17 protein-coding genes are annotated in these 22,766 nt (G+C 54.6%); 10 read left to right on the forward strand and 7 right to left on the reverse strand.

Going from position 1 to position 22,766, the window contains the following annotated elements:
• Nucleotides 1-8 precede the first annotated feature (8 nt).
• Nucleotides 9-368 carry a hypothetical protein gene (locus tag NBE99_RS03330; protein WP_250683085.1) on the reverse strand — a complete coding sequence of 120 codons (360 nt, stop codon included), beginning with the start codon at nucleotides 366-368 and terminating at the stop codon, nucleotides 9-11.
• A 449-nt stretch (nucleotides 369-817) separates the two neighbouring features.
• On the opposite strand from NBE99_RS03330, the gene NBE99_RS03335 reads away from it, so the two are divergent.
• The gene (locus NBE99_RS03335) at nucleotides 818-3,580 is read left to right on the forward strand and encodes an AAA family ATPase (protein ID WP_250683086.1); all 2,763 of its coding nucleotides are present in this window, start codon (nucleotides 818-820) and stop codon (nucleotides 3,578-3,580) included.
• A 6-nt stretch (nucleotides 3,581-3,586) separates the two neighbouring features.
• On the opposite strand, the gene NBE99_RS03340 is transcribed toward NBE99_RS03335, so the two are convergent.
• Nucleotides 3,587-3,724, reverse strand: coding sequence for a hypothetical protein (locus NBE99_RS03340; protein WP_024125599.1), 138 nt, complete (start codon nucleotides 3,722-3,724; stop codon nucleotides 3,587-3,589).
• A 313-nt stretch (nucleotides 3,725-4,037) separates the two neighbouring features.
• Between NBE99_RS03340 and NBE99_RS03345 the strand changes: the two genes are divergently transcribed.
• Both NBE99_RS03345 and NBE99_RS03350 read left to right on the forward strand, forming a co-directional pair.
• Nucleotides 4,038-4,778: an FHA domain-containing protein gene (locus NBE99_RS03345; RefSeq protein ID WP_250683087.1), complete on the forward strand. Its 741-nt coding sequence runs from the start codon at nucleotides 4,038-4,040 to the stop codon at nucleotides 4,776-4,778.
• A 208-nt stretch (nucleotides 4,779-4,986) separates the two neighbouring features.
• Nucleotides 4,987-5,313, forward strand: coding sequence for a 2Fe-2S iron-sulfur cluster-binding protein (locus NBE99_RS03350; RefSeq protein WP_250683088.1), 327 nt, complete (start codon nucleotides 4,987-4,989; stop codon nucleotides 5,311-5,313).
• Between the two features lie 257 nt (nucleotides 5,314-5,570).
• Here NBE99_RS03350 and glmS read toward each other — a convergent pair whose 3' ends face one another.
• Nucleotides 5,571-7,451, reverse strand: a complete 1,881-nt coding sequence (glmS, locus tag NBE99_RS03355; protein WP_250683089.1) for a glutamine--fructose-6-phosphate transaminase (isomerizing) — start codon at nucleotides 7,449-7,451, stop codon at nucleotides 5,571-5,573.
• A gap of 39 nt (nucleotides 7,452-7,490) precedes the next feature.
• Entirely contained in the window at nucleotides 7,491-7,796 is a 306-nt protein-coding gene (locus NBE99_RS03360; protein WP_250683090.1) for a hypothetical protein, read from the reverse strand.
• 355 nt (nucleotides 7,797-8,151) lie between these two features.
• Here NBE99_RS03360 and NBE99_RS03365 point away from each other — a divergent pair, with 355 nt between their 5' ends.
• Together NBE99_RS03365 and NBE99_RS03370 are read left to right on the forward strand one after the other, a co-directional pair.
• On the forward strand, nucleotides 8,152-9,645 hold the full coding sequence (locus NBE99_RS03365) for a UDP-N-acetylmuramoyl-L-alanyl-D-glutamate--2,6-diaminopimelate ligase (RefSeq protein ID WP_250683091.1): 1,494 nt from the start codon (nucleotides 8,152-8,154) through the stop codon (nucleotides 9,643-9,645).
• A gap of 20 nt (nucleotides 9,646-9,665) precedes the next feature.
• The gene (locus tag NBE99_RS03370) at nucleotides 9,666-11,159 is read left to right on the forward strand and encodes a helicase C-terminal domain-containing protein (RefSeq protein WP_250683092.1); all 1,494 of its coding nucleotides are present in this window, start codon (nucleotides 9,666-9,668) and stop codon (nucleotides 11,157-11,159) included.
• Here the strand turns inward: NBE99_RS03370 and larE are convergent.
• Nucleotides 11,131-11,943, reverse strand: a complete 813-nt coding sequence (gene larE / locus NBE99_RS03375; protein ID WP_250683093.1) for an ATP-dependent sacrificial sulfur transferase LarE — start codon at nucleotides 11,941-11,943, stop codon at nucleotides 11,131-11,133. The genes NBE99_RS03370 and larE overlap by 29 nt on opposite strands.
• 153 nt (nucleotides 11,944-12,096) lie before the next feature.
• On the opposite strand from larE, the gene psb30 reads away from it, so the two are divergent.
• The gene (gene psb30 / locus NBE99_RS03380; protein ID WP_011057084.1) at nucleotides 12,097-12,237 is read left to right on the forward strand and encodes a photosystem II reaction center protein Ycf12/Psb30; all 141 of its coding nucleotides are present in this window, start codon (nucleotides 12,097-12,099) and stop codon (nucleotides 12,235-12,237) included.
• 19 nt (nucleotides 12,238-12,256) lie between these two features.
• Here psb30 and recJ read toward each other — a convergent pair whose 3' ends face one another.
• Nucleotides 12,257-14,521 (reverse strand): single-stranded-DNA-specific exonuclease RecJ, encoded by a 2,265-nt coding sequence (gene recJ / locus NBE99_RS03385; RefSeq protein WP_250683685.1) that lies wholly within the window; start codon nucleotides 14,519-14,521, stop codon nucleotides 12,257-12,259.
• A 194-nt stretch (nucleotides 14,522-14,715) separates the two neighbouring features.
• Between recJ and NBE99_RS03390 the strand changes: the two genes are divergently transcribed.
• Nucleotides 14,716-16,329, forward strand: a complete 1,614-nt coding sequence (locus NBE99_RS03390) for an iron uptake porin (protein WP_250683094.1) — start codon at nucleotides 14,716-14,718, stop codon at nucleotides 16,327-16,329.
• Here the strand turns inward: NBE99_RS03390 and NBE99_RS03395 are convergent.
• A complete protein-coding gene (locus tag NBE99_RS03395) occupies nucleotides 16,326-17,270 on the reverse strand; it encodes a GTP-binding protein (protein WP_250683095.1) in 945 nt (314 codons plus the stop codon). The genes NBE99_RS03390 and NBE99_RS03395 overlap by 4 nt on opposite strands.
• Nucleotides 17,271-17,380: 110 nt before the next feature.
• On the opposite strand from NBE99_RS03395, the gene NBE99_RS03400 reads away from it, so the two are divergent.
• From NBE99_RS03400 to glgP, 3 genes are all read left to right on the forward strand, one after another.
• Nucleotides 17,381-18,121, forward strand: a complete 741-nt coding sequence (locus tag NBE99_RS03400; RefSeq protein WP_250683096.1) for a DUF561 domain-containing protein — start codon at nucleotides 17,381-17,383, stop codon at nucleotides 18,119-18,121.
• Nucleotides 18,099-19,127: an RsmB/NOP family class I SAM-dependent RNA methyltransferase gene (locus NBE99_RS03405; protein WP_250683097.1), complete on the forward strand. Its 1,029-nt coding sequence runs from the start codon at nucleotides 18,099-18,101 to the stop codon at nucleotides 19,125-19,127. Before NBE99_RS03400 ends, NBE99_RS03405 begins: the two co-directional genes overlap by 23 nt.
• A 1,045-nt stretch (nucleotides 19,128-20,172) precedes the next feature.
• Nucleotides 20,173-22,764: an alpha-glucan family phosphorylase gene (glgP, locus tag NBE99_RS03410; RefSeq protein ID WP_250683098.1), complete on the forward strand. Its 2,592-nt coding sequence runs from the start codon at nucleotides 20,173-20,175 to the stop codon at nucleotides 22,762-22,764.
• Nucleotides 22,765-22,766: the final 2 nt, after the last annotated feature.

A 22,766-nucleotide genomic window follows, 5' to 3' on the forward strand; every position in this document is an offset into this window, starting at 1 on the left:
GCGGTGCCTCAGTGGCTATGGATGTGGTGGGAGAGCAACTGCTCCTCTAGGGCAGCAATCTGGTTGTAGGCAGCAGTGAGTTGTGCCGTCAGCCGTTGAATTTGCACCTCTGGACTCAGGGGGCGATCGCCACTGAAGTTACGCGCCTGACCATAGTCATCATCCACAAGAATATCCTTGTGCTCTGGGGTACTCACCAAAGGGCGAGGTTTCGGCAGGGAATTTTGCTCAGCAGGGGCTGCCGGCAGAGGCTTGAGCCGCCCTTCCTCTAAGGCCTTAGAAACCTTTTGGTTGAGTTGTTCAACGATCTGGTACAGGGCATCAATTTTGTTACTCAGAACCAGAATCTGCTTATGTAATAAATCCACGGGTCAAATCCTCTCGCGGTGGAATGCTGTAGTTGTCAACTCAACTGCTTCTAGGGAAAATAGCGGTGCGAGGCATCGCCAACCCTAGGCACTAGAAATACGCTTGATAGAGTAGGCATTTTCCCCAGAGTAGGGTGCCCAGAGTCAGGAGCATCGAGTGCGGAGACCAAGCTTGCCGAGAAACAGGGGTATTGCTATAGATCCAGCCTAGGGAAAGTCACTGGCCAATGGCAACTTTTTTCAAGAAGACTTAAGCCAAAGTAAACTTTTGTAAAAGCTTGGATTATCATTTTGTAAAAGCTTGGATTATCAATGCAGAACACCTGCCGACCAGCAATATTCCTAAAGAAATTCACACTTGGCTGAGCGAGGTCAGCTAGCTTCGACTCTTTAACTTGTTGTTTGATGTTGCTTGCTCAATCAACTGTCCTAGCTTTTGGAGACAGACGGTGGAAATTCAGCGACTCACTCTAAAAAACTTTAAGACCCATCAGGATCGCACCTTTGAGTTTCTGCCGGGGGTAAACGTCATTTGCGGTGAGAATGGTGCGGGCAAAACCAGTATTTTTGAAGCCATTGCTTGGGTACTATTTGATGCGACATCGGGTTATGGGAGTGGCTTTAATAAGGCCATTATTCGCAAGGGCAGTAAGCGTGCCGAAGCCGCAGTTCAGTTTATCTCCGCAGCAGATGGTCGCTCCTATGTGGTGCGCCGCAATACACAAACGGGCTACTCGATTGTTGATCCCCAAGTGGGGGAACTCGGTTTGTCGGTGCGTGAGGATGTTCAGCTATGGTTGCAGGAGCATCTTGGTATCTGCAGTTCCCTTGCCCTCAAGGATCTCTTTGAGCAGATCATTGGCATTCCCCAAGGAATGATTACGGCGGATTTTCTCAAGGCACCTGCCCAGCGGCGCCAAGTTTTTGAACCAATTTTGCAGGTGAGTGATTATCGCCAAGCTTTTGACAATGCCCTTGCCCTCGTGAATTTTTCCCAAGAGCAGGTGGTGTCCCTAGAGCGTCAGTTGGCTGTCCAAAAACAGGAACTGGTCACGCGATCGCAATATGAACAACAGGCAACAGCCTTGGCAGCGGAGCTAGAGCGCGATCGCCAACAGTGCGAGGAGTTGCAGCGACAATGTAACGCCTTGGCCGCCGAAAAACAGCAATATGAGGCCGCTGTTGAAGCGCTCAACCGTCTTGAGCAAACCTGCCAACGCCTCGAAGCCCAACTCCGTCAGCAGGAGGAATTGTGTCGCGATCGCCAGCGGCAATTGACTGCTGCCCGCGAAAGTCAAGCCCAGTGCCAGCAACTGCAATCCGACTACGATCGCTATCGGCAGCAGGAAGCACACTATCAAGCTCTAAACCAGCAATTGCGGGGACGCGCCGCCCTTGAACAGGAAATCCGCAAGCTTGAGCAACAGCAACAACAGATGGCTACCCAACTGGCCAGTATCGAGAGTCAACGCCAAGCGATCGCCACCATTGCCAGCCAACTCGCTGCCCTTGAACCCCAAATTGCCGCTGCCGACGCCCTCGATGCCCAAATTGCTCCCCTTGAGGCGCGCTACCAGCAAGCCCAACAGGCAGATCAAGAACTGCGCCACCTCAAGCAACAGGCAGCAACACTACAAACCCGCCTTGAAGACATTGCTCAACAGGTGCAAGCCCTAGAGCAACAGCGTCCCTTAGCCGCCACCTTAAGCGCTAAACAGGCAGAGCGGGAGCGACTCCAAGCCCAACTTAGCCATGCCACCGCTGCCCATGCCTTTGCTGCTACCCTCAATCCCATTCTCAAGACAGCGCAAACCCAAGCCATGGAAACTGATCCCCTCGTAAAGGTGGCGATCGCCGAACTCACTGCCGCTCAGCAATTTACGCTAGTTCGCCCTGCCATTGAACAGGGGCTGACGGCACTCCAACAGCTTCAGCACAACTACCGTTGGCTCTTGGATCAGTTGATCGCCCTGCGGCAAACCCTCACCGATCCCGAAGCCATTCCCGCCCTCACGCGTACCCTAGAGCAGTTAGAAGCAGACATTGCCCTTGCTGCCGCTGCAGAACGATCCCTCCTGCAAGCCCAAGCCCTTGAAGAAGAACGCCGCCGTTTACAGGCAGATCTCAGGCAGTTGGGCGATCGCCAGCAAGCCCTACAACCCCTGAGCCAAGAACTCGCTGATCTCGAACGCCGCCTGAACAAACTACGCGAAGAACGAGCCAACCTTGGTCAACCCCATGCCCAGCGGCAACTGTTACTGGAGCAGCAGGCAGCAGCCCCCCAACTGGAAGCAGACTACGAGCGTTTGTGCAGCGAACAAGCCACCTTACAAGCTTGCCTCACCCCCCTCTATGAGGAACGCCAACACTACGCCACTCTCGAAGAACAGCGGCAACAGCTTAGCGATGAGCTAGCTAGACTACGTCCCAGCTATGATACCTATCTCCAACACCAGCAGCAGGCCGCCCAGGTAGAGGCCTACGAAACCGCCTTGAGGACAGCCACGCAAACCGCCCATGAGTTGAAAGCTGCCCTTGCCAAAGCCCAAGCAGAGTACAAAGCTCAAGAGCAGGGGGTGGATTTAGCCGCTCTGGAGGCCGTGCGCGATCGCTACGAAAACCTCCACCGCGAGTATCAACGGCTCCTTGGTGCAATTCCCGAAAAGGAAAAACAGTACCAAAGCTGCCTTGCCAGCCTCAAACGCCTTGATGAAGTCGCCGCTGAAACGGAAAAGACACTGCAAAAGCTGATCACGGCACAAAAACATCACTCTCTGATTGAGACTGCCCGCGACATTTTCAAAAAGAGTGGCCCCCGCATCAGTGAAGCCTACTTGCACACCGTCTCCGCCGAAGCCGATCGCCTATTGCGCGAACTCCTCAATCGTCCCGATGTGGCGCTCCAGTGGACGGCCGACTACGAGATTCAGGTCAACGAAGGGGGTTACTGGCGACCCTTCAAGAGTCTCTCTGGCGGCGAGCAAATGTGTGCTGCCCTTGCGGTGCGCTTAGCCCTGCTGCGGGTCCTCGTCAACACCGAAATTGCCTTTTTTGATGAACCGACCACCAACATGGATCAGGTGCGCCGCCAGCAACTAGCCGAGAGCCTCAGTAATCTCAAAAGTTTTCATCAACTTTTTGTCATTAGCCACGATGAAACCTTTGAAGCCCTCACCGAGCACACCATCCATCTTGAGCGATCGCCCCTTTAAGCGTATTTAGGCGTAGGCCGTGTGCAATGCCCACCAAATCAGTGCGGCAATAAAGCCAAGAATCAAAACAGCAGAAATCGCGATCATGGCTGGGCTGTCGGCGCCATCAAACTTCATAATGCCGCGATTAAAATCCGTGGCCATAGGAACAAACTCCAAGCACCATTGAATCCACAGTAACCAAATTAATTCTAGGCTGCTTTTCTGGCAGTGGGGTTAAGGATAACGACTTGTTACGATTTATAGCGCTCCCTAAAAACCCTCTTAAATGTGATCAATATCACAGCACCCCTAGGTGAGACAGGCAAAGGTAGAAGTAAGCCCACAGCCTAGACCACTTGTTGAAGTGTCACGTTTTCTAGCGCTCCTGCCCCAACTAAAGAAAAAGGCAGGGGGTATTGGGGTTTGCAAAGGAGAGAATTGCTTGAAGGCTGTTGAAACACGGGGGATACATGGAATGAATAGCCTGCAACAAGAACGTCACGTCTTGATTTTGAATACCGTTGGTGGCCGGCGGGCAATTGCGTTGGATGCAGCTGCCTACTCCATTGGGCGCGATGAGAGTAACGCCATTGTCATTGACTTTGAAACCGTTTCCCGCCAGCACGCCATTCTCCTGCGGGTGCCCGTCCCCGGCACCACTAGCTATCGCTATCGCCTTGTGGATGGCAATGCCAATGGTAAGCCCAGTACCAACGGCACCTTTGTCAATGGCAAGCGCATCACCAGTCATGAATTGCAGCATGGGGATGTGATTCTCTTTGGTCGCAAGGCCAAGGCCTCTTATCTGATGCTCTCAATGGCGGATACTGAGTTCAGCCAATATCTGCAATCCATTGCCTTCCAGAGTATTAAATCCGATTTGCGGGGTGCTAAGGAAACCTTGGTGGGCATGGAGTTGAGCGGTGAACTGCGGCGAGCCCCCAACCGTGAATTGGTAGTAGCGGCGGCGACCCAGTTACATAGTGAGCCAGAAGTGGCGAAGGAAACCTTGGCCGGCGAGAACGAAAGCCAGCCCACCACCAATAACAAAGAAACCGTTCATGAAAAAGAGAGTCACGGATCAAAAACAGGGCTAGTTGCTCTAGGGGCGATTGCCCTTGTGGTTATTGCCATTATCGCAGGAGCAGTTTGGCGATCGGGGGTTTCTCCCAGTCAACCGCAGGGATCGCCGCCGGCCACTCAACCCCGAAATTAGCTCAACCGAGATCCTGTATTGCTTGAATCAATGGTTTCAAAGTATAAACAATCGGGCAGAACAGTCGCTCACTTGAGTCGGTTTGCTAGAATAAAAGAGGTGGTGAAATGCGTTCTATGATGGCCTGCGCAGTTGCGATCACTCTAAAGTCATGAGTTAAGCGGACAAACAGACAGGCATTTCAAAAGCAAGTTTTAGGAGAACTTGGATGACAAAGCGGGATCACAGCAAAGTTTATAATGTCACCTTGGTCAACGAAGCAAAGGGTCTAAATAAAACAATTCGTGTTCATGCCGACGAGTACATTCTTGATGCTGCCGAAGCTCAAGGTGTTGCTCTGCCCTACTCCTGTCGTGCTGGTGCTTGTGTCAACTGTGCCGGGCGAATTATCAAGGGCACTGTGGATCAATCGGATCACTCCTTTTTGAAACCTAAAGAGTTGGATGCGGGCTTTGTGCTTCTGTGTGCCGCCTATCCCACGTCCGATTGTGTGATCTCAACCCATGAAGAAGATAATTTACTGAACTTGACTTAAGCATTGCCTTAAGTGATTCATTATTATCTTTGAGAAATTAATTATCCAACAAGAGGGTGACCACAAGTTTTTCGGTGGGGTTGTTTATTAGCTAGAGGGCTACAGTGTTTGATTGCATCTCCACTGATCTTTATCCGATGAGGATGCTGAGCATCCCGCTATCCTAAATTCACAAAGGATGAGTCAGAATCCTTCGATTCGATCAATGGATTGTTGATTCAGGGATTCATCATCGAACATTAGCTGCCCTGAATAGACTACTCAACAGTAACTGACTTAGCGAGGTTGCGGGGTTGATCCACATCTAAGCCACGGCGGGCAGCAATGTGATACGCCAACAGTTGCAGGGGCATCACCGTCAGGATAGGGGAGAGCAGCTCATCAACCTCGGGCACGGGTAAGAGGTTATCAAAGGTGTGCTGGGCTTCGGCCTCGTCAAGGGGGGTGACACCAATGAGGCGGGCATCGCGGGCACGGGCTTCTTGGGCATTGGAGAGGACTTTCTCAAAGACACTGCCGGGCATGGCGATCGTGACCACTGGCACTTTGGCATCGAGCAGGGCGATCGGACCATGTTTCATCTCACCCGCAGGATACCCTTCGGCATGGATATAGCTAATTTCCTTGAGTTTGAGGGCACCTTCGAGGGCAATGGGAAAGTTGATGCCGCGTCCCAAAAAGATAAAGTCTTGGGTTTCGGAAAAATCATGGGAGAGAGCTTCAATGTAGCGTTCTTGGCTCTCTAAAATTTGCTCCATCTGGGCGGGTAATTGCCGCAGACCAACCACGAGTTCTGCCAAACGGGCGCGATCGCAAGACTGGCGCTGCCATGCTAACTCCAAGGTCAGTAAATAGAAAGCCATCAGTTGGGCAACAAAGGTTTTTGTGGCGGCCACGCCAATTTCAATACCGGCACGGGTATCAATAATGTGGGGAACCAGATGCCCAAGACTACTTTCTGGACGATTCGTAATCCCCAACAAGCGGGGTTGAAGGTTGCCCTGCAAGCCTTGGCGGCGTTTCAGTTCCATCTCTAGGGCCGCAAGGGTGTCTGCTGTTTCCCCGGATTGGGTGACACCAATGGTGAGAGTATTGGGCAGCAGCGGCGGCGGCGCATAGCGAAACTCTGAGGCATATTGCACACTGGTGGGAATCTGGGCAATTTGTTCAAGAAGATATTTACCGACAAGGCCAGCGTGCCAACTGGTTCCACAGGCAACAATTTGAATGTGCTGGAGATTTTCGAGGAGGCTGGGGTCTAGGTTCAACTGCACAGGGCTAAAGGGACTGTCAATTTCCCAATCGGCTCGTAAGTAGTCCTCTAAACAGGTGCGCACTACCCCCGGCTGCTCATAGATTTCCTTGAGCATGTAGTGTTTGAAGCCCTGCTTCTCCACCATGACCGGGTTCCAGTTGAGGGTGCGGGGCGTTTTGCCTAGGCGATGTCCCTCAAAGTCATAGACTTCAACCCCTGTGGGCGTCAGCCGAGCGAGTTCACCATTTTCTAGGGGCAACACAGCACGAGTGTAGGGAATGAGAGCTGGGGTATCGGAGGCACAGAAGAATTCCCCTTGGCCAAAACCAATCACAAGAGGCGCCTGTTGCCGAGCCACAATCAGTTCATCGGGATAGTCAGCACAAATGACGGCGATCGCGAACGCGCCTTCCAATTGATGTACCGCTTGGCACACGGCCTCTAAAAGTCCGTTGGCGGTAGGGGTCTCAGGCAACGCTTCCGCAATCAGGTGAGGGATAACTTCTGTATCGGTCTCGGAGCGGAAAATGTGCCCCCGCCCTTGGAGTTGCTCCCGCAATTCGCGGTAGTTCTCAATAATACCATTTTGCACGACGGCTAGGCGATCGCGACTATCCCGATGGGGGTGGGCATTGTGCTCTTCAGGTTTACCGTGGGTTGCCCAACGGGTGTGGCCAATGCCAACATGGGCAATAATGTCAAGTTGTTCGACCTTCTCAGCCAAGTTGTGGAGTTTGCCCTTGGCGCGCACACAGAGGAGTTCCCCCTCATTGAGTGTGGCAATGCCAGCGGAATCATAGCCGCGATATTCCAGCTTTTGCAGCCCCTGAAGCAGGACTTGGGCTGCTCGCTGTGGGCCAATATAACCAACAATGCCACACATAATCTTAGACCTCGTAATCTGAGAGAAATTGGGAGTGCTCTAACGACGGCTGGCAAACTGCGGCAGTTCCACCTGTGACCGTTTTAGGGGGAGTCGCGAACGGGAGGCAAATCGTTCTTTCGTGAATTCCGCTTGCCAAGGTTGAATGCCAATGGGTTGAATCGAACGGGGACGGGAAACCGCGGGCATTGCGATTTCGTCTAAAGGTTTCGCGGAGGGTCTTAAGGGGACTTGAACCCGATGAATTGTTCGGTGCCAAGACTGTTCAATTTGGCGGCGAGAATTGGCGATCGCTTGCCATTCTTGGTCATCCATGTTCCACTCTACTTTGTGCCACTCACTCATCACCCAACACCCACACCTTAATGACATGTTATTATTCGGATTTTTATGAACTAGATTATCGGAATTTTAACAAAACGCAAGCTTTGGCCAAAAACTGTCACAGGATGCTAGGGAGACAGCCCGTAACTGCCGTCACTTGCTGTGTTGAGCAACTACGCCAATCCGCTACCGTCCATGCGCTTTTAGTGCAACTTAAGACACTTCAGAAACTGGTACGTGCCTTTCTAGAGGCTTGAACTCCTCTCGCAGAATTCCTCATCCACCTATGCAGGGGGGGTTCATTTCCGTATCTTTCACAGGCGAGTGCCGTAGTGCCACAATACCCTAAACGGCCTATCACTGGAGATGGACAGCCATGAATCTACGGGAACTCCTGAGGGCGGCAGCAATTACCCCCAGCTTTGAGCATCCTGCCCTCGATCAAGAGGTGAAGTCCCTGAGTACGAATTCTTGGGAGTGTCAGCGTGGCTCGTTGTTTATTGGTATGCCCGGCACGCGGGTGGACGGGGGCAATTTTTGGCCGAGTGCCTTGGCAGCAGGGGCGATTGCCGCAGTCGTATCTCCCCACGCTAAACCCCCTGAAGGGGATGCCTGTGTGATTGTCGTGCCCGATGTTGAACGGGCTTGTGGCCGGCTAGCTGCAGCATTTTATGGTTATCCCAGTCAGCATCTCAGCCTCTTGGGGGTTACGGGCACCAATGGCAAAACAACCACCACCCACTTGGTGGAGCACCTCCTCAATCATGTGGGCTATCCAACGGCACTCTTGGGCACACTCTACAGTCGGTGGCCGGGACACTGTGAAATTGCCAGTCATACGACGCCCTTTGCGGTCACCCTTCAGGAACAATTGGCGGCCGCAGTCGCAGCAGGCTGTCGGTTTGCGGTCATGGAGGTGAGTTCCCATGCCTTGGCGCAGGATCGGGTGTGGGGCTGCCAGTTTGAGGTGGCGGCTTTTACCAACTTGACCCAAGATCATCTGGACTATCACCGCGATCTGGAGGACTATTTTGCCGCTAAGGCCAAGCTCTTTACTGCTGACTATCTCAAGGGTCGAGCAATTCTCAATGGGGATGATCCTTTTGGCCAGCGACTGGCTCAACAGTTGCCTCGCGATCGCTACTGGATCTATGGCCTAAGCGGGGATGCCGATTTTCGGGCTGAGGATCTCAACTATCGCGTCAATGGCGTGACGGGCACAGTCCATACCCCCATGGGTAGCGGCACCCTAGACTCGCCCTTGGTGGGACAGTTTAATGTCGCCAATGTGCTGGCGGCGATCGCCATGGGCGCAGCGGTGGGACTCCCCCTAGAATCGATGCTCAAAGCCATTCGCGACTTTCCGGGGGTGCCGGGTCGCATGGAGCAGGTGCGCCTCAGCCCAGAACAGGACATTACTGTACTGGTGGATTATGCCCACACCCCCGATAGCCTCGAGAACTTGCTGAAGGCGGCTCGTCCCTTTATTCCCGGCAAGCTGATCTGTGTCTTTGGCTGTGGGGGCGATCGCGATCGCACGAAACGTCCCCAAATGGGAGCCATTGCCGCTCGCCTTGCGGATCAAGTGGTAGTTACATCCGATAATCCGCGCACTGAGGATCCTCGCCGCATTCTCGATGACATCCTTGCCGGTATCCCGCCGCAAACACCGATGATTGTTGAGGTCGATCGCCGCCAAGCGATTCTCCAAGCGATTCTGACAGCGGCGCCCGGTGATGGGGTGATTATTGCGGGTAAGGGCCATGAGGACTACCAAATCCTCGGCACTGAAAAAGTCCACTTTGACGATCGCGAGGAGGCGCGAAATGCCCTCAAAGAGCGACTCAAACAACGACCAGATCAAGGCTAACGTGCCACAATAGGGGATTGTTGTCGCAAAGCGAGCAGATTGTGATTGAGGCAGAGGTTCACCGCCAATTACGAGCATTTTTACGCAGCAGTGGCGATCGCCAGTGGCCTCACCATCTGACATTGGCGCGGTTGGTCGCCCGTGCCCTGCGCTTGCGGCGGGGGTGCTTACTTCAGGTGACCCAGCGGGCAGTTTTGCAGCACCGCTATGGCCTCAGTTATCTGCTGCCCCTGCTGTTGTACCCCGAACCGGCGCTGCTGGTTGTCCCCCAAGAACGACTGCCGCGGCTGCTGCATCAAGAAATTCCTGAACTCCTCACCTTTCTTGCCGTCACTAAACCAATTCAGCATAGCCCCTGCCCGCAGCCGGCCTTTGAGGGAGTACTGGTGATGAGCTTAGAGGACTGGTGTGCCCAAGCCACTGCTCACCCCAACGTCGTCACCCTGATCGATGGCATTGAAACCCTGCCGCAAATTGCCCAGCAGCAGATGACTTGTACAATCACCACCCGCGATTGGGAACATTTGAAACTGGCGCTTCCCGGTGCAGTTGATACCATTCGACAGGTCTATGCTCAGTTGGTGCAGCATCTCTTGCAACGGCCTCACAACCCCTATGGCGATTACCTGCTGACGCCAACGGAACAACAACCGCTGCTTGAGTTACTCAATCAATGCCCCCAAGGGCTGCCCCCCCAATGGTCACAACTGCGCGAATACCTCAACCGCAGTGACACGGTCATCTGGGGACGCCGCCACCCGACGGTGGGCTACTTTACGCTTCAGGGGCATCCCCTGAATTTGCGCCCCTATTTCCAGAGCCTTTGGTCGCAAGCGCCCTTTGTTCTGATTGGTAGTGGGCCGGAGACGGACCCGCCCTTGGCCTATGTGCAACAGGAATTGGGCATCTCTCCCCAAACGACGATTAAATTTGCTGGCGATCGCCACAGCGAAGCGATTACGCTCTCCATTGCTGAAGATTTACCGCTGCCCAACACCCCAGAATTTGCCCCAGCCGTCCTGCGGCGTCTCTACGATCTCATTGGCACGATTGGCCATCAGCGAGCCGTGATCCTTGTCAGCGATGTGCCGCTGCGGGAGCAGTTGGCGACTCAACTGGCTGCCCTCTACGGTTCACGGGTACAGGTGGAGACTCCAACCCTTGACACAAATACGATTCTCGTGACTGGCGAGACCTTTTGGTTAAATCATGGCCCCCAGTTGCCCTGCCCCGCCCTTCTGGTGTTGACGACGTTGCCTCTCCCCTCACCGGAAAAGGCAGTGGTGAGTGCACGGATTGAATGGCACAAACAGCAAAAACAGGACTGGTTTCGTCAGTATCTCTTGCCAGAGTGCTTGACGATATTGGATCGCGCCCTTGCGCCTGTGCGTCAGGATGATACCTTAGTGGCGATTTTGGATCGCCGGCTCACGGAGCGCAGCTACGGCCGAGAAATTCTCCAGAGCCTGAGTCCCTACAACCGCGTTAGCGATCGCGCCCGATCGCCACGTTAAGTTTGCCACTGCGAAAGCCTTCCAAATCTAAGGTGACATAGGTAAACCCCAGCGCTTGGAAATGGTTCACCAGCTTCTCTAGATCCGTCATCGTCACAAAGTCGGCAATCTGTTCTTGGGGCACTTCAATGCGAGCCGTATCGCCATGACTACGGACACGGCACAACTCCCAGCCCTGCTTGCGCAGGTAGTATTCGGCATTGCCCACCCGTTGCAGCTTGGCAAGGGTAATTTCTTCACCGTAGGGAAAGCGGGAACTCAGGCAGGGTTGGGCGGGTTTATTCCACCACGGCAGCCCTAGGGATTTGGCAATTTCTCGCACCTCTAGCTTGGTGATCCCTACCTCAGCAAGGGGCGATCGCACCCCTCGTTCTTTGGCCGCAGCAATACCGGGGCGATAGTCTTGGAGATCATCGGCATTGACGCCATCGAGGATATAGTCATAACCCCAAGCTTGAGCCAGCTCCCGCAGGCGATCGTGGAGTTCACTTTTGCAAAAGTAACAGCGATTCACGGGGTTGGCGGCGTAGTTGGGATTGTCCAGTTCATGGGTTTCAATGAGTTCATGGCGAATACCAATGGCCGCCGCCTGAATGCGGGCATCTTCTAGATCTGCTGGAAACAGCGAAGGGGACACCGCCGTGACCGCCACAGCGCGATCGCCCAAGACATCCTGAGCCACTTTGGCCACGAGCGTACTATCAATGCCACCAGAGTAGGCAATCAAGGCTTGATCGAGTTCACCAATGAGATCGCGTAAGGCCGCTAGCTTGTCCACGCCCATCACCGACCGATGTTCCGAGAATGCTGCTCCTACAGTTTAGCTTAGGGATGCGAGAAGAAGGCTCAAGCGCCCATTAAGCAAATGCTGCGAGTGCTCCCCCCTGCTCTAAAATAAAATCACGAACTGATAACCGCTGATTGCTGGGGAGAACCTATGGGAATTTTCAATGGCATTATTGAGTTTCTTAGCAATATCAACTTTGAAGTCATTGCCCAACTGACCATGATTGCCATGATTGGCATTGCAGGGCCGATGATTATTTTCCTGTTGGCGGTGCGTCGCGGCAATTTGTAGGCCATTGCTTTTTCAAGAATTAGGAAGTCCCCCACGTTTGCGCTAGCCGTGCCAAATCCTTGGCTTGCAGTTGATACCAGCGTTGCAATCGTGCCAGTTCTTCGGTAATGCTCAAGGTGGGGGCAAATCCTTCGCAACTGTAGCCCAGATGACGCAGAATTGCCACAAGCGTACAGGGGGCAATCCAATAGGTTTGACTCAAGGCTAAAAGATTGAGGCTGCTCGTTTCCTTGAGGTGACGCTGAATCGAGAGGATGAGAGTTGTCACCGCAGCGATCGCAGGCTGTTGGCATCCGACATACACGACTTCCGGCTGAGCAATGGCCAATAGCCACCGCAAATGGGTGGAAGAGGGGGGCAGTGACCACAAAATCAAGGTACGACAGCGATCGCGGGGGCGATCATAGTGAATGGTTGCCGTAGTTAAGTTGGCCGGTACGTCAGGGCGGCCATAGCCATAGAGCAAGATATGGTCACGCAACTGCGGTAGCAGCGTTGTCAAGGGGGGCAGAGATTGCCAACGAGGCAGGGGATGATTCGGCGGCTCAGGGACATGCCATGTCAGTGAGGGTTTAACTCCCTTGAGTTCAAGCTCCACGTAAGTCTCGCCATTCCAAGTGTGTGCCGTTAGGGCATAGGCCACATCCACAGTGGTTGGCAAGGGAAAAAACTGCCCCCAACGCCAAGCCTTGGCAATCATCCGTCGCCCGTTCTGTTCTAGGGTGAGTTTCAGGTGCTCCCCCTGCTGTCCCATGGGGGCTTGCTCAAGAATCCTGACCCCGCGACTGCAAAAAACGGGTTGGGGATTCTCACTGCCAAAGGGCTGAAGTTGCTCCACTTGGGCATAAAAGTCCCACGTTAGCTGGTCAAAGGACACTTCAGCATCAATCGTGACAAGGGGACATAAGTCCTCAGGCTGAAGACAGGTTTGAGCAAAGGCTCGCAGGCGATCGCGCCAAGCCGCTAAATGCTCTGCCCGCAAACTAAAACCACCCGCAGCCCTATGACCCCCGTATTTCAAGAGAAGATCCTTGGTTGCCTCCAGAGCCTCAAAGACATGGCATTCGGGAATACTGCGAATTGAGCCGCGAATCGTGGTCTCATCCTCATAGGTGCCAATAAACACCGGTACGCCGTAGCGCTCCACCAAGCGCGAGGCAACAATACCAATCACCCCATGGTGCCATCCGGGCTGGACAATGACTAACACCCACTCCTGCTGCGGATCAAAACCGCTGGCCTCAAGGTGGGCGATCGCCTGCGCTTCAATCTCAGCACAGAGTTCCTGACGGCGACGGTTCGTTTCCTCACACAGGGCTGCCAGTTCCTGAGCACGGGCTGGATCGTCCGTTGTCAATAGTTCAATCACCACTTGGGGATCACCAATGCGGCCAATGGCGTTGATGCGCGGGCCTAGACGAAACCCGACTGCTGTGGGTTTAAGAGAGGTCTCCTGCTCAGGTAAACAGCCGGCCATTTGCATCAGCGCTTGGACACCCACAAGGGAGGAGGTGGGAATGGTTTGCAGCCCCTGCTTGACCCAGCGGCGATTCACCCCTGTGAGGGGAGCCAGATCCGCAATCGTGCCAAGGGTACAGAGTTCCCGCAAAGGCCGCACCAGTTGCCGCCATTTTCCCAATCGCTGTGCCAAGGATAAAGCAAGGGTATAGGCCATCCCCACCCCGGCAAGGGTATGGTAAGGGGACGTTGGCGGAACCAGCTTTGGATTGAGAATGGCATGGGCAGGGGGCAGTTGCGCCGGCACATCGTGGTGATCCGTTACGATCACGGTTAGTCCTAGTTCCCGTGCCTTGAGAATGGGCTGGAGGGCAGCAATGCCGTTGTCCACCGTGAGAATCAGTTTCACGCCCCGCTCGTAGCAGTCCTGAACAATCCGCTCATTGATGCCATAGCCTTCCTGCATGCGGGAGGGAATTTCATAGTCAATGTCGGCTCCCAAATGACGCAGGGCACGCAACAGGAGAGCGGTACTGGTCATGCCATCGGCATCATAATCGCCACAGATGGTGATCTTGTCGCCGCGGGCGATCGCCCGTTGCAGCAATTCCACCGCTAAATCAAGGTCGGGAAAGACGGTATTGGGAGGGGGCAGCTCTAGGGTTTCGGGTTCGAGAAAGGCCTGCACCGCTTCAGGAGTCGTCAGACCCCGCCGCAGATAAATTTCCGCTAGGGAGGGGGTGCAACCCAGCGCACGGATCAGGGCGTCACAACTCTCAGGATCAATGGGCGGGAACACCCAGCGTTGATGGGGAAGAGCACCCATGATGCGGTGGGGGGAGATAGGCACAGCGACAACCCCAATGCTACCTTAGCCAAGACTTGAGTTGACAGAGTAAAAGATTAGAATGATAATCGTTACCAAAATTATTCAGCCTTGGTCAAGGGTGCCTCGTCCTTCAGGGTCATTTTGGGAACCCATTCCCTAAGTTTTTTCGGTGTGAGGTTAGGAGGTCAGTCATGCAAACATCCCTAAGCACAGTCTTGGTTGGTGCCCTTGGCATTCACTATTTCCTACTGCATTCCACAGCGTTTGCCCAATTACCCTCTCAGACGCAGCAGCCGCTACCGCCGAGTGCCCCTATGGGACAGGTCACCTCTGTCTCCCAGCTCTCTGATGTGCGCCCCACCGATTGGGTCTATCAAGCCCTTGCCTCCCTTGTCGAAAAATACGGCTGTATTGCTGGCTATCCCGATGGCACCTTTGGGGGCAACCGTGCCCTGACGCGCTTTGAGATGGCGGCGGCTTTGAATGCCTGCCTCGATGTGGTGAGCGATCGCTTTGCCACTAAGGAAGATTTAGCCACTTTGCAACGCCTAGCTCAGGAATTTGCCGCCGAACTGGCCACCCTGCGCGGACGGGTGGATAACCTCGAAGCCCGCACTGCTAATCTGGAGGCCACGCAATTTTCGACAACGACCCAGCTCTCTGTCGATGCCGTGATGGCCTTTCAAGCGGGGGGGAATACCCGCCAAGTCGTTGACCCCGTCTCTGGAAATACATTTACTGGGGGCAGCTATAATCCCACCGTGATTAGCAAGGTGGAAATCAACCTCAATACCAGTTTTCGCGGTACGGACTTACTGACCACCACCCTTGAAGTGGGCAACAATGGGTTGGATACCTTGGGGGCAACGGGGATCGGCACGAGTGGGCTAATTGCTGCGGGTGCTGTGGATTACGCTGGAGTTGGATCAACCGTCAATCTCTTCCGTCTTTTCTACAGCTTCAAGCCCACAGAGGATTTAACGATTGGTGTAGGGCCGCAGTTTTACCCCAGTGATATTGTCGATACCAACAGCTACGCCAACGATTCTTTCGCGGATTTTAGTTCCAATTTCTTTATCAACAACCCGCTGATTGTGCCCTACGCCGTCAATGATCCCGGTGGAGCAGGTGTCAGTATTCAATGGAATCCGGGGGGAGGGTTCTTTACCCTGCGAGGAGTTTACGTTGCTGCTGAGGCGGGAGCACCTACAGGTGTAGCCACAGGGGGCGGTCTGTTTGGCGATCCCTATCAGGGAACTGTGGAATTGGAGTTTGCCCGTGCCTTTGGTGCCAATGAACAGAACAACTTTGCCGTGCGCCTGCAATATACCAACGCCTCAAGCTTGAACATTTCCCAGAATGCCGGCGGTGTGAATGTGGAACTCACCCTTGGCAAGTTTGGCCTCTTTGGTCGCTATGCCTACGCCGATATGAAACTCTATGGGGATGGGGCAACCATTAGTGGCTTGGGGCCTTTTGCGGTCGATCCGGGAGTCTTTGTCATTCCCGCTGGGGGGCAAGTGAAGACCACGGCGCAAACATGGATGGCGGGTTTGGCTTATCGGGATTTACTCACGCAAGGGTCTCTGTTGGCGGCGGCGGTGGGTCAACCCTTTATTAACTCGTTGGCGTCAGCCCCGGGCATCAACGATGCCACCCAAACGAACTATGAACTCTTTTTCCGCTATCCCCTTAGCGACAACATTGCAATTACACCCGTGCTGATGGCGGTTACCAATGCCAACAATCGCTCCACCAACAGCCCCATTTTCCAAGGGTTGATCCGCACTACGTTTAGCTTCTAAAGGAGACACGCCCTAAAGGCTTGGCGGAGTTGGCGCTCATCAAGGTTACGGCCAATAAAGATGAGTTCATTGCGCTGATGGCCAAGGGGGCGATCGAGGGGACGACCATCAAAGAGCATATGCACCCCCTGAAAGACAAAGGGCTGGGGCTGCTCCGCCAGATGCAAAATCCCCTTCATGCGGAAAATATCGGGACCTTGGGTTTGCAGCAAGTGGGTCAGCCACGTTTGCAGCTTGGTGCCATCCAATTTTCCTTCGGCAACAATGGCCACAGACCCCACGGATTCATCGTGTTCATGGTGATCTGCCTCAAGGAAGTCTGGGTCAAGTTCGAGGGCACGCTCAAGGTCAAAGCCGCCGACATTGAGGATGTACTCCATTGGCACGGCGGCCTGCTGCGTGGAATACACCTTGGCCAAGGGGTTCATGGTATGGATGCGATCGCGCAACTGGGCGAGGTCGGCTTCGCTCACCAAGTCCGTTTTATTGAGCAAAATCACATCGGCAAAGGCAATTTGCTCTTGGGCTTCGTCCGCCTCCCAGTGGTAGTGAATGTGCTTGGCATCCACCACGGTAATCACGGCATCCAGGTGGGTTTGGCTGCGAATGTCCTCATCCATGAAAAAGGTTTGGATGACGGGGGCAGGATCCGCAAGCCCCGTGGTTTCGATAACCAGATGGTCAAACTTGTGCCGTCGCTTCATCAGGTTGCCAATGATGCGGATCAAGTCGCCGCGCACCGTACAGCAAATGCAACCATTGTTCATCTCGAAAATTTCTTCATCGGTATTGACCACCAGTTGATGATCAATGCCCACTTCGCCAAACTCGTTGACAATGACGGCCACCTTCTTGCCGTGTTCGTGGGTGAGAATGCGATTGAGGAGGGTAGTTTTACCAGCACCTAGGTAGCCAGTGAGGACTGTGACAGGAACGGTCATAGGAGCTAAGGATAGTCAAGGACTCTACGACCCTATCAAATATCGCTTACGGTCGTTGCGAAAAGGGCTGTAGGATAAAAAAATGCCCAACTATGGAAAGTTGCAAGTCTATGTTGCATCCGCGTTTAGCTCCTGCCTTTGAGCAGCGCTCTGTTCTCAAGATTATTAGTGGTCTGAATAACTTTGATCGCGATCGCGTGCGGGCAGTGGTCACTGCTGCCGATCAAGGGGGCGCCACCTTCGTGGATATTGCTGCTGACCCTGAACTGGTGCGTCTTGCCAAGGAATTAACGACGCTGCCCGTCTGTGTGTCGGCGGTGGAGCCATTACTCCTGCTGAATGCCGTTGCTGCTGGTGCTGATCTGGTGGAAATCGGTAACTACGATAGCTTCTATGCCCAGGGGCGGGTATTTAGCGCTGAGGAAGTGCTGGCGTTGACGCGCCAAACTCGCGAGTTGCTGCCCCAGATCATGCTGTCGGTCACGGTGCCCCATACGCTGCCCTTGGATCAACAGGTTGCCCTTGCTGAGGCCTTGGTGGCCGCCGGTGCCGATATCATTCAAACCGAGGGGGGAACGAGTAGCCAGCCCCACCACAGTGGCACGTTGGGTCTCATTGAAAAAGCAGCACCCACCTTGGCAGCGGCCTATGAAATTTCCCGCGCCGTCTCGGTGCCAGTGCTGTGTGCCTCTGGTCTTTCTAGCGTGACGATTCCGCTGGCGATCGCTGCCGGTGCTGCGGGTGTGGGGGTTGGTTCGGCGGTGAACCAACTCAATAGTGAGGTGGCCATGGTGGCCAGTGTGCGTGCCCTTGCCGAAGCGATCAAAGGTGCCATTGCCATCCACCGCTAAACCTGTGGCCAAGCCCTCCCGATTGGCTGTGGCCTGTGCCAACCGCCTTTTTGAGACGGCGGGCGATCGGGAGCGTTTTTTAGAAGCACTAATTACGCCGTTGGCTTATCCTGCCACGGTGCTTTGGTGTGGGGAGCCAGCCTCCCCCTTACCTTTTGATGCCCTACCGCCCCTGCCGTGGCAGCCCCCTTGGGTGAGTCGCTTTGCTGCGGGTAGCCCTACGGGTCAACACCCCCTCCATGGCGCCGGGGCTTATTATTGCTTGGATAGCTCGTCAGTATTTGCAGCAGTTCCCCTGCTGACGCTGCCCCAAGAGCCGTCCTTGGTGATTGATGTGTGTGCGGCGCCCGGTGGCAAGAGCCTGTTTGCGTGGCGATCGCTCCAACCCCGTTACCTCATCTGTAATGAAACCATTGGCAAACGGGTGGGGATGCTCATTAGCAATCTCAAACGCTGTCGAGTGCATCCCGTGGGCGTCACCTCTTGGGATAGTGAAGTGCTGGCTGCTGAGTTCCAAGGCACTGCCGATGTCGTGATTGTGGATGCCCCCTGCTCTGGGCAATCTCTGCTGGCGAAGGGTCAAAAGGCCGAGGGGTGCTTCCATCCTCTGACAATCCGTCACAACCAACGACGACAAAAGCGCATTCTAGCGGCCGCAACCGCCCTTGTGCGTCCGGGGGGATGGCTGCTCTATAGCACTTGCACCTTTAGCCGCGATGAAAATGAGGACGTGGCGGCGTGGCTCATGGCAAAGTTTCCACAGTGGGTTCCTCAACCCGTACCAGCACTGGCGGCCTATCAATCCCATCTGGCAGCGTTTCCCTGCTATCGCCTCTGGCCCCACCAAGGAGAAGGGGCGGGTGCCTTTACCATCCTCTGGCAGCATCAGGGGGCTGGCGAATCCCAACCTTTACCGGAATTGGGCGAACGTCGCGCCTTTGGCGATCGCTGGCGCTGGCACTCCAGTTCCCAACCGGCATCGGTAATGGCAACAAAGGCCTCCTGATCCAAGTAGCGGCTAAAAATACGACTGCTGGCGATCGCCTCCCCGCCCACTAAGGTAGCTCCCAACAGGTGTCCTTGGCGGTTGATCACCACCTGCCCCAAACTCTGGCCATTGGCGCTGCAATGCTGAATTTCCCACAGGCGAATCGGTTCTCTAAGGATCTGCTGGGCTTGGCGAGCATTCCAACCGACACGGGCTATGGGCAGCGGCAAGGCAATCCACCAAGGGTGACGGTAGTAATCAAGGGCAATGGTTGTTCGCTGCAAAATACTGCGGGCGATCGCAAAGGCCTCAAAGTAGGTCAGGGAGGGCAAATGGTATCCCCGTTGCCAACCGCCACAGGCATAGACCTGAGGATGACTGGTGCGTCCTTGACGATTGAGCCGCAGCCAACCTTGGCTATCCCGCTGCAGGGGGTGCAAGTTCAAAGGCGTTGGATCGGGCGCTTCACGCCTTCCCTGTGAAGGGATGCCGAGACCGAGAGCAGTCAATGCCGCATGCAGGCGATCGTTGAACCAAGCATCCTCTGTGGTGACCACTGGAAGGCTCTGCGAATCCGGATCAGGGGTTTGGCCCGACCAGTAGTGCCAACAGGCCGCCTCAATGCGGCTCAGGGGATCCATGCAATCGGGATCCATCGCCGCAGGCGCATCAAGGAGGAGATAGCCGCGGGCATACAGGCGATCGCCCCCCACCTGAAAATGACAGCGTGGTTGCCAAACAAATTCCCCTGCCCCTGTGATCACATCTACCCCCACCAGTTCCAAGACCCTAGGGGCATAGCGTCGCTGTCCATGGGCGAGGTGAGCTTGAAAGTGCTGCCAGTGCTCTCTATCCAACCTTTGGGGGGGAAACTGTGATAACCACCAGCGTTGCCACTGCCACTGCCACGGCGGATCAGCAGGTGGGATCACAAGACCAATTCGTCCCAAGGCGGCACACCGATAGGCAATGTCCAACCCCAAGGGACTCGCCGCCACAATCAGCAAATCATAGTCAAAGCGCATAGGAAATTAAGATAGAAACGACGACACTGGCAGCCCCTATGAAGCCCATCCGCACGTTTAACGTTCGTCCCCACTTGCCGCAACGTTTAGAACCCCTGCGGGAACTCGCCTACAACCTCTACTGGACCTGGAACACCGAGGCGATCGCCCTCTTTCGGCGGCTCGATCCAGAACTGTGGGAGCAAACCAACCACAATCCCGTTGCCCTGTTGGGACGTATTCGCCAAGATCGCCTCTTGGATGCCGCTGCCGACAATGGCTTTTTGGCTCAGATGGAACGGGTGATCAGCCAATTTCAAGAATATGTCCAGCCTGTGCAGACGTGGTATCAGCAAACGCGCACCGATGCGCCCCCCGGTGAGTGTATTGCCTATTTTTCGTTGGAATTTGGCCTGACGGAGTGCCTACCAATCTATTCTGGGGGCTTGGGGGTGTTGGCCGGGGATCATCTCAAATCTGCTAGTGACTTGGGACTCCCCTTAGTGGGCGTCGGGCTACTCTATCAAAAAGGTTATTTTTCGCAGTATCTCAGTGCCGATGGCTGGCAGCAAGAACGCTATCCCAGCAATGATTTTTATACCCTGCCCCTCAAGCTCGTCACGACTCCCCAAGGTCAAGAGCATCGGATTCGAGTGGACTACCCCAATCGAGAAGTCCAAGCACGGGTTTGGCAAGTTCAGGTGGGCCGGGTTCCCCTGTATCTTTTAGACACGAACTTGCCAGAAAACAGTACCTACGATCAGCAGATCACCGACTACCTCTACGGTGGGGACATGGACATGCGCATCCATCAAGAGATGTTGCTGGGGATTGGTGGGGTGCGTCTGCTCCACAGCTTGGGATTGCGGCCAACGGTTTATCACATGAATGAGGGACACTCCGCCTTTTTATCCCTAGAACGGATTCGCCAACTGATCACCGAAGAGCAGCTCACCTATGATGAAGCCCTTCAAGTGGTCAAGGCCAGTCAGTTGTTTACCACCCATACCCCCGTGCCAGCGGGAATTGATCTCTTCCCTGCCGATAAGGTGACGTACTATGTGGGTCACTATGCGGAGGCCTTTAACCTCTCGCAGCAGGAGTTTCTCTCCCTAGGCCGTGTCAATCCAGGGGCTTTTCAGGAACCCTTTAGCATGGCGAATTTGGCTATTCATACCGCCAGTTTTGTCAATGGGGTGAGCGCGCTCCATGGCGAAGTCTCCCGCCAAATGTTCCAAGGTCTGTGGCCGAATCTGCCGCCGACGGAGGTGCCGATTACCTCGATTACCAATGGCGTCCACGCCCGTAGTCGCGTTTCTGAACCATTGCAATACCTACTGGATATTTACCTTGGCCCGCAGTGGTCTGACGCTCCCTTGGCAGATCCCCTCTGGTCGCGGGTGAGCAGTATTCCCGATGAAGAACTCTGGCGTATCCATGAGATTTGTCGCTATCAGTTGGTGATGTTTGTGCGATCGCGCCTCCAACGCATGCTCGCCGAACAGGGTGCCTCCAGTGCTGAATTGGCACAAGCCGCAGAGGTACTGGATCCAACAGCCTTGACGATTGGTTTTGCCCGTCGCTTTGCCACCTATAAGCGGGCTACGCTCTTTCTGCGGGATGTGGAACGGCTGCGGCGGATTTTATTGGGATCCGTCCCGCTGAAAACAGGCGCCAAACAGCGGCGTCCCATTGTCCAATTTGTCATTGCGGGGAAGGCGCACCCCAAGGACAATCCCGGGAAGGAATTGATTCAGGAAATTATTCACTTTACCCGCCAAGAGGGCATGGCCAACCACATTGCCTTTATCCCGGACTACGATATGCACGTGGCGAAAATGATGGTGGCGGGCTGCGATGTCTGGCTCAATACCCCCCTGCGTCCCCAAGAGGCCTCCGGCACCAGTGGCATGAAGGCAGCCATGAATGGGCTACCCAATCTGAGTACGTTGGACGGTTGGTGGGATGAGGCAGACTACGTGAAAACGGGCTGGGCCATTGGCCATGGTGAAACCTATGGCGATCGCCACTATCAAGATTTAGTGGAAGCCAACGCCCTCTATGAACGGCTGGAGCGGGATGTCATTCCCCTATTTTACGATCGCGATGAAAATGGTGTGCCGCGTGGCTGGGTGCAAAAAATGAAGGCAGCCCTTGCTCTGAATACACCTCAGTTTAACACCGCGCGAATGGTGCGCGAGTATGCCCATCGGGGCTATTTCCCCGCCAGCGATCGCTACTTTATTCTCAAGGAAAATAACTATGCCGCAGCCAAGAAACTGGCGCGCTGGAAAGCCCATATCTTTGAACACTGGTACTCGATTCAGATCATCAGTGTTGAGACCTCTGCTGAGCACAACCTTGAAGTCAATGAAATTCTTGACGTGAAAGCGGTGATTGCCCTCGGCGCGCTCTCCCCCAGCGATGTACAGGTGATTTTGTTCCAAGGGCGGGTGAATGACGCCGGTACCCTAGAGGAGACCTGCCCCACCCTGATGACGTTTGCTGGCACGACCCCCGAAGGCCATAGCCTTTACACCGCTGAGATTAGCTATGACAGTAGCGGCCACCAAGGGATTGCCCTCCAGCTGCTACCACGCCACGCCTATTTGAGTCATCCCTATGAAATGGGACTGGTGTTGTGGGCTTAGGA

The sequence above is a fragment of the Thermosynechococcus sp. HN-54 genome, assembly GCF_023650955.1.
Lineage (GTDB): Bacteria > Cyanobacteriota > Cyanobacteriia > Thermosynechococcales > Thermosynechococcaceae > Thermosynechococcus.

Bases quoted from the DNA above. Each gene is read 5' to 3' on its own strand.
- NBE99_RS03340 (WP_024125599.1), bottom strand. From the start codon at position 3,724: ATGGCCACGGATTTTAATCGCGGCATTATGAAGTTTGATGGCGCCGAC.
- NBE99_RS03345 (WP_250683087.1), top strand. From the start codon at position 4,038: ATGAATAGCCTGCAACAAGAACGTCACGTCTTGATTTTGAATACCGTT.
- NBE99_RS03350 (WP_250683088.1), top strand. From the start codon at position 4,987: ATGACAAAGCGGGATCACAGCAAAGTTTATAATGTCACCTTGGTCAAC.
- glmS (WP_250683089.1), bottom strand. From the start codon at position 7,451: ATGTGTGGCATTGTTGGTTATATTGGCCCACAGCGAGCAGCCCAAGTC.
- NBE99_RS03360 (WP_250683090.1), bottom strand. From the start codon at position 7,796: ATGAGTGAGTGGCACAAAGTAGAGTGGAACATGGATGACCAAGAATGG.
- NBE99_RS03365 (WP_250683091.1), top strand. From the start codon at position 8,152: ATGAATCTACGGGAACTCCTGAGGGCGGCAGCAATTACCCCCAGCTTT.
- larE (WP_250683093.1), bottom strand. From the start codon at position 11,943: ATGGGCGTGGACAAGCTAGCGGCCTTACGCGATCTCATTGGTGAACTC.
- psb30 (WP_011057084.1), top strand. From the start codon at position 12,097: ATGGGAATTTTCAATGGCATTATTGAGTTTCTTAGCAATATCAACTTT.
- recJ (WP_250683685.1), bottom strand. From the start codon at position 14,521: ATGGGTGCTCTTCCCCATCAACGCTGGGTGTTCCCGCCCATTGATCCT.
- NBE99_RS03390 (WP_250683094.1), top strand. From the start codon at position 14,716: ATGCAAACATCCCTAAGCACAGTCTTGGTTGGTGCCCTTGGCATTCAC.
- NBE99_RS03395 (WP_250683095.1), bottom strand. From the start codon at position 17,270: ATGACCGTTCCTGTCACAGTCCTCACTGGCTACCTAGGTGCTGGTAAA.
- NBE99_RS03400 (WP_250683096.1), top strand. From the start codon at position 17,381: ATGTTGCATCCGCGTTTAGCTCCTGCCTTTGAGCAGCGCTCTGTTCTC.
- glgP (WP_250683098.1), top strand. From the start codon at position 20,173: ATGAAGCCCATCCGCACGTTTAACGTTCGTCCCCACTTGCCGCAACGT.